General features: G+C 39.4%; 5 protein-coding genes. 2 read left to right on the forward strand and 3 right to left on the reverse strand.

Going from position 1 to position 7,156, the window contains the following annotated elements; genetic code table 11:
• Positions 1-210 precede the first annotated feature (210 nt).
• Together ACTXGO_RS07830 and ACTXGO_RS07835 are read right to left on the reverse strand one after the other, a co-directional pair.
• Positions 211-2,211, reverse strand: a complete 2,001-nt coding sequence (locus ACTXGO_RS07830) for an HpaII family restriction endonuclease (RefSeq protein WP_443543687.1) — start codon at positions 2,209-2,211, stop codon at positions 211-213.
• A gap of 51 nt (positions 2,212-2,262) precedes the next feature.
• Positions 2,263-3,339 (reverse strand): hypothetical protein, encoded by a 1,077-nt coding sequence (locus ACTXGO_RS07835; RefSeq protein ID WP_443543689.1) that lies wholly within the window; start codon positions 3,337-3,339, stop codon positions 2,263-2,265.
• An 878-nt stretch (positions 3,340-4,217) separates the two neighbouring features.
• On the opposite strand from ACTXGO_RS07835, the gene repM reads away from it, so the two are divergent.
• Positions 4,218-5,180 (forward strand): replication initiation protein RepM, encoded by a 963-nt coding sequence (gene repM / locus ACTXGO_RS07840; RefSeq protein ID WP_443543690.1) that lies wholly within the window; start codon positions 4,218-4,220, stop codon positions 5,178-5,180.
• 300 nt (positions 5,181-5,480) lie between these two features.
• Here the strand turns inward: repM and ACTXGO_RS07845 are convergent, their stop codons facing one another.
• Positions 5,481-5,876 (reverse strand): hypothetical protein, encoded by a 396-nt coding sequence (locus ACTXGO_RS07845; RefSeq protein WP_443560321.1) that lies wholly within the window; start codon positions 5,874-5,876, stop codon positions 5,481-5,483.
• Positions 5,877-6,076: 200 nt separating this feature from the next.
• Between ACTXGO_RS07845 and ACTXGO_RS07850 the strand changes: the two genes are divergently transcribed.
• Positions 6,077-7,012: a DNA-binding protein gene (locus ACTXGO_RS07850; RefSeq protein WP_443543684.1), complete on the forward strand. Its 936-nt coding sequence runs from the start codon at positions 6,077-6,079 to the stop codon at positions 7,010-7,012.
• Positions 7,013-7,156 lie beyond the last annotated feature (144 nt).

Consider the following 7,156-nt stretch of genomic DNA (forward strand, 5'->3'; position numbering starts at 1 on the left):
CAACGGTGGTGGTTGCATAGGTAGTGGCGGTGGTAGCGGTGACAATGGCGCTGAATGGGAAGCCAGTGTATGTATATTCACTGACCAATCATCATCTAAAAAGTCAGCTTCATCATTGTATGTTGCTGGTACGCCATAAATATCTAAGTCCAGAAGAAACATATCCGCATTGCTAATCATGATTGATCTCCGTCCAATCAAATGGCGTTTTTAAGCTATTTTATCAGATAACCTTAACTGTAAATTTAGTTTAAAGTAAATCTTCCCATTGCTTTCGCGATATACACTACCGAATCTATGCCTTGTGGTTGATGGGGTATCAAAAAACGTCTGCTGGTAGAAAAAATCTTTGAGCGTAGCTTCTTTGTTTGTATGATAAAAGACTAAATCTCCATCTTTATTCACCAGTAAAACTGCATTGGCCTTAAGGTTTCCATCCCAATCCCGAGTAGGGAAGATCCCTAACATAGTAGACTTAATAAAATCCTTCAACCTGCAACCCACTTCTTGCTGCCTACTTGGATCTGCTATCTGCTTGCTTACATAGTTACTTAGTCTATTACTTGTTTCTTTTAAGAAAAAGCTTTTTAAAGCACTTGCCAGGATCTCAGGCATCTTACTATCTACTTTTCTAAGCGTTGATTCATAAATACTGTTTTCACATTTTTGGAACTTGAGCGATCCTCCTAGACTCTCTATTCTAGCTATACGATCTTTTATTTTACTACTAGTTTCTATATTGTTGATTTCATCTATATTTTGGCTATCTAGACCTTCAACTTCATATATAAAATTAGTTGCTTGAGATGCGTTCAACAGTGTTGGTGATCCACCTAAAAAAGATTTTATACTTGTACCTTGATTGAGATTCTCAATGCCTTTTTCTAAGAAAGAAAGCACTAGATCACTTTTTTCCTGGGAAGTTCCTTTTGACTTATCCATTCCTAATAAACTAACTTTTGAATCAAGTACTCCGCTATTGAAAGTACCTTTTCCTTTCATTATATGGGATAGGATATCGTTTAGTTCTGCTTCATTTATTATCTGTGATTTATCATAAAGGGTAGCTTTATCTTCGTTATCATATATATAGCAGTGCACACCTTTTAGCTCTATGTCACTATTATCTAAATGGATTTTCATAACTTTGATAGTGTCGTCAGTAGTGCTAGCTCTTAGATCGCCATAAGCTATTATTTCTTGATAAATCACCTTCAATAAAGCGTATATCTCACTTAATTCACCTTTATTCCTAGTTACTGGCATATCTTTTTCTTCCAATGAGTTTGAATTAACATCTAAGTAGTTGAAGACAGATTCAGCTACCTTTCTAACAACTTCCACGCAAACACTATTACCCAGCTGCTTCATAGTCTGGCTCTTTGATACAGGGAACGTATAGTTATCAGGTAAAGCCATGATCTTTTTAGCTTCTGGTATATCGATTCTCCTCACTTCACCATCTACACGATAGAACTCGTAGTTCCTACGGTCATCAATCGTTGAACCCTTTCCACCAACACGAAGTGTAAAGCCTACCTCTCTTTCACAATCACCTTGAAAAACATCAGACATTGTATAGGTTAAGGGAACTTTCGGAGGAAAAATGAAAGGCGGTAAATCCTCCCCCCCCCTGAAACCAACTATAAACACCCTAGGCCTTAGTTGTGGAATATTATAATCAGACGCTTTTAGTACCTGATACTGAACACTATAACCAGCTTCTTTCAATAGCTTTTGAATAGTTTCAAACGTCCTTCCTTCATCATGTTTAATCAAATGTCTTACATTTTCTAAGATAAAGGCTCTAGGCTTTTTTGCTTCTAATATGTCTAAAATACAGTAGAACAGATTGCCACGTTCTGAGTCCTCACCGTCTTTAAACCCCTTTTTTAATCCAGCTTGAGAGAAGGGCTGACAAGGGAATCCTGCGCATAATACGTCGTGATCAGGGACTTGATCAGGAGAGATATTTCTAATGTCATCATTAAATTCAAAATTTGTAGTATCAAAATTCTCTTTATATGTTTGCCTTGCGAACTTATCTTTCTCAGATGCAAATACGCATTTTGCACCTAAACTTGAGAGAGCTAGATGAAAACCACCAATACCAGCGAATAAATCTATGAATTTTATATCGGTATTTTGTCTTCTATAGTCTTGCACTTCATTTTCATTAGAAAATAAATCTAAATTAACTTGAGTCCTCATTCTTTCTACCTTAAGAAAATAATTCGATTCATCTCGATATCTAATAATAAACTAGTTACCAAGCACCTTGCCAAGCAACCCTTTCGGCTTGTTGTACTGTGCTTCAAATTCAGCACGTAAACGCTCCTCGATCTGCTTTTCAAGCTGCGGAGTTAGCTGCTCGATCAGTTTTGGGCGTAAATCTTCCTCTATTTGCTCTCTACGGTCATATTCAGCCTCTTCCGCTACCTCCCTATCATCTTCTTCTTTTCGTTGAACCTCGGCTAGATAAGAGTGCAACCTATGCGTTTTATCTTGCTCTATATGCTCTAATTTAGTTGTTTTAGAGTTAGTACCATTTATCAACATAAAATCGAATCTATTTCTAATTGCTCTAGTTGAGTTATAAGCTCTAGCACCATACAACTGACCTTTCTTATTTTTAGACCACTCTCTAGGTTGTGCCAACATGATCTTTAAATAATAATCATGCAAAACCTTATTATCAAAACAAAGAACAGTCATGTAGTAATGGCCTTTTTCAATATTTTTCATGTGTTCAACAAGCAAATACTCGATACGTTGGCGTGATTTCTCAGTGCGTTCATATTCAAAGGCAATATCAATCACTGCTTCTGCCTTAACAACATCCAAACGTAGTAGCGCATCAACCATCAAAGGCTTATATCGAATTTCTTTGCTTATTTCTAATAATTTAAGCCTATTGGTTTGCCTTAACAAATACGCTAAAACAGACTTATGTAGCCCAACTTCATGATGAACACGGCTTGAGTCAATGAATTTGCGTTTATTCGGTAGCTTTGCCTGGTTGTCATCAATAATTCTATCTTCAAGCAATACGCCAAGCCCCTGCTTACCTAGCATCAGTAAATCTTTACTGTAAAAGTTGTTCTTAAACTTTTGAATATATCCGTGTTTGATTAAATCAGCGATAAAGCGATAGCCTGTGCTGCCTTTAGCATTGGTCAGTTTTAGTAACGCTTCTCTATTTGAATAACCAAAAATATAAAGCCACCTAACGACAAGCTTTCTGCGCTCTATATTCACCCCTAAGAGGTCTTTAGCATCAGATAGCGCCGCTATATGATCATGTACCTCTTTAAGCCTGGCCTTATCACCAAGTAACATTTAAAACTCCTAATTCTGAATTTGGGGAACGCTGCCCCCATGGGCAGCGCAAGCCCGAAGGGTGTATTTTCGTCCAGAAAATGCACAGTCAATCACCCTAGTGTTGACTGCGTGGGGGAGCCATGACCGTAGCACAAGCGTCCAGCGATAGTGCAATCGACCCCTAAGGACGATGGTAGGTCATGGGGGCTAGCCCCCCGTCGGCCAGTAGCCGACAAACGTAACTTGGGGTGGCTTTTTACCCCAGAAGTTGCGTTTGTCGGGTGCGCAGCACCTGACGGGCTTTTAGTCTGTGGGGGTCAATCCCCCGCAGACTAAACACAGTAGTATGTGTGGTATAAAGGGCGTTCAGCCCTTTAAAATCAATGTAGGGCGTTCAGCCCGTAACATTGATTGTTACCATATATACTACTGGATAATTGACGCTAACATACGGAATTTCTTGAAAATCTTTTTAGGTATGTTTATCTTATACTAATATGTATGTTTCTTATAGACTAAAATAGTTTTTGATCTAGCTTTTCTCTCTGTAGCTTTACTCCAATCTGCTGATTGGAAGCTTTTTACTAAAAACTGCTGTTTTTAGCTCTTTTTTCTTCTCTTTTTTTATCAGTTATCCACAACCAAAAAGGCTTTTAATGCTTTTAATGCTTTTAATGCTTTTAGACGCTCTGTAAGCATTGGTATTAAAGGGCTGTAGGGTTGATATAACGACGTTTACTTACCCATAGCACGACGTTTACTTACCCATAGCACGACGTTTACTTACCTATAGCACGACGTTTACTTACCTTATAACGATAAGTATTTATTTATCGTTATAATGGTGCTATATTAGTCCGTATCGAGTATAGATAGTTTAATTCGTGGGGGTAATCGTGGACGACAAAAAAATGGAACTTATAGTTAAAACAAATAGGCTTAACACAGCTATACAGAATCTTACGCTAGCTGAAATCAGACTGATCCAGTTGGCAATTATTGACAGCAGGGATAAAAATGAAGGATTGTCGGCAGACAAACCATTATCTATTGAAGCTATGAGATATGCAGATGCGTTTGGAACAACAAGACAAGGTGCTTATGATGTACTTAAAAAAGCAGAAGAGAACTTGTTCGAGCGTAGGTTTACTTTTTTAGATGAAAAGGACGGTAACCCTGTTAAGTCGCGTTGGATCAGTCAAGCGAAGTACAAGCACGATGAAGGTACTATTGAGATTATATTTACTCCTGCGGTTATAAATGAGATAACAAGAATAAACGGTGTAGAGCAGTTTTTCACAAAATACACGTTAGAACAAACATCATCACTTAATAGTATGTACTCAGTGCGCTTGTATGAGCTGCTAATACAGTGGCGTGAAGCTAAGAAAACGCCAATATTTGATCTAGCAGTATTCAGAGGTCAGATGGGGGTGGTAGATGGTGAATACGAACGGATGTGTGACTTTAAGACTGGCGTATTACATAAGGCTGTTAAAGAAATAAATAAGAGTACTGATATTAAAGTCAGTTATTCACAAGTCAAGAAAGGCAGAACGATTACAGGCTTTACATTTACTGTTCACGAGAAGCCACAGGACAAGCCTAACAAGGCGATCAAACAGCGTGACCCTGATAATGGCGATATGTTCACGATTGACGGATTATCGGACGCTCAGCTAGGCCGTATCACAAGAAACCCTAAATTTTGTCAAGATTTCGGTCACATGGTATCTTCGACAAGTCCAATCAATCAAGATATGAACCTATGGTCTAAAGAGTTTATTGAACGTATCAAGAAAGACCATGAGCCTTTTAATAAAAAACGTCCGATAAGAGAATACTTGGACTATGAATAACAAGGGTGTCTACATGATAATAGATAACTTAGATAATGGAGAAATCGTCACAATTAGCGAATACAAGCAAATCTATGACGATCTTATACCTGGCATAAATGGTGAGGGCTACTTCATTAAAAACAGCACTGAGTTAACAGATGACGAAGTTAGCTATGATAAGATTTTTAATAGTCGATACATTCATGAAAACCACTATTCACACGTTGCATGGTATCCAGGTTAATGTCTTGGCCACCTAAAATGAACTTAAATTATTTAAAATGAACTTAAATTATTTGATGTTCATTAAACTGTGAATCAACCATTTTGTAGATAGTCTTGGTACTCATCACAGACTCTCAATCCTGCTTGTATGGCTTCATTAAGATCAGCGCCTTTTTTGATGCTGTAGGGCACATTTGCGCTCATATTGGCTTGATTTAAGCTATCTACTGCTGATTTATTGAGTGGTGTACCGATACTGGACTCACCGATGTACCCTTCAGGCTCAAAATATACCTCACGCCCAAACTCAGGATGAGATCCGCATGAAATCTCTCCTGCTGCCGTAAACGGATAAGGGGTCGTATGGTTCTCGCCCCACGATGACTCATCTACTACGATATAGCCTGAGCCGTAAAGCTCATCCTCTGCGCTGCTTGGGCTACACCCCATTAGTAAAATAGGCGCTATAACAAGTAGAAGTTGCTTCATAGCATGAACCTGTTTTAAAGATAAGAATAATGTTTACTATAATTCATATTTGTGTTCTTTCAAAAGAGTAATTGAAAAGATTGCCTAAGCTAACCTCAAAATTATTCGGGGGTTTTTTTATATCCTATATTGTAGTATGTTGTATATTGTATTATACTATATACAACATACTACAATACACTATCAAGGAATACAAAATCATGGCACTCACGACACAAGATATTCATGCAGCAGCTGACCGATTACAAGAGCAAGGGATTAAGCCGACACTAGCAGAAGTACGCAAAGCATTGGGCGGTGGCTCATTCACTACTATTAGTGATGCGATGCAGAGTTGGAAGCGAGAACAGCAGGAGGAGCAAGAGCTACAGCAAGTGGACTTACCTAGCGGCATTACTGAACGCTTGCACACGCTTGGCGCTGATATGTGGCAGACGGCTATTGATATGGCAAGTGATAGGCTGTCTAAAGAGCGTGAAGCCCTAGAGGTGGTAAAGGCTAAGGCACAAGCAGAAACGGACGAAGCGCAAGAAGCGGTTAAGACTTTGGAGGGGGAACAAGCGGATCTACTACAGCAACTGGACGATGTGACCGGCACTGCGGAGACGGCAACTAAAAGCGCACAGCAAGCCACAGCTGACCATGATGCTACCAAACAGACGCTATCAGAGACTAGGCATCAATTAGAGCTTGAACGAACTAAAGCAGAAACCGCACAATCACAGCTGACAGAGGTGCGTAACGTACTGGATAAGCAGTCTGTAGAGCTTAGCGCTAGTCTAAGTAAGGTAGCTACGCTTGAAGCCACAGCTGACAGCGATAAAGCAGAGATTGCACGTTTAAAGGCGGAACTTAAAGAGACTAAGGTAGAGCTAAAGACGGTCACAGCTGAACGCAATGAGATACAAACGGCTACCGCAGAGATCAAAGGGGAGTTAAAGGCCATAACCACTGAACGTGACAAGCTATCAGACATGAATGATAAACTAACCCAAGCACAAGCCACGCTTAGCGCTGAACACAAAGCGCTAGACAAGCAATACCAGGAACTATCAGCCAATTACTACGCAGAACAAGAGAAAACAGCAGGACTACAGACTGAACTTGCTACGATACAAAATCAAAAAAATAAATAAAACATATCACCCCTGTAGCAGCAGGGGTGATCTTAGAACGCTCTAGGATCAATTAATCATCAGTAGGCAACGGTGGTGGTTGCATAGGTAGTGGCGGTGGTAGCGGTGACAATGGCGCTGAATGGGAAGCCAGTGTATGTATAT

This window comes from Psychrobacter sp. T6-1, assembly GCF_052258445.1.

Excerpts from the sequence above, each read along its gene's own strand:
- ACTXGO_RS07835 (WP_443543689.1), bottom strand. The coding sequence starts at position 3,339 with ATGTTACTTGGTGATAAGGCCAGGCTTAAAGAGGTACATGATCATATA.
- ACTXGO_RS07845 (WP_443560321.1), bottom strand. The coding sequence starts at position 5,876 with ATGAAGCAACTTCTACTTGTTATAGCGCCTATTTTACTAATGGGGTGT.
- ACTXGO_RS07850 (WP_443543684.1), top strand. The coding sequence starts at position 6,077 with ATGGCACTCACGACACAAGATATTCATGCAGCAGCTGACCGATTACAA.
- ACTXGO_RS07830 (WP_443543687.1), bottom strand. The coding sequence starts at position 2,211 with ATGAGGACTCAAGTTAATTTAGATTTATTTTCTAATGAAAATGAAGTG.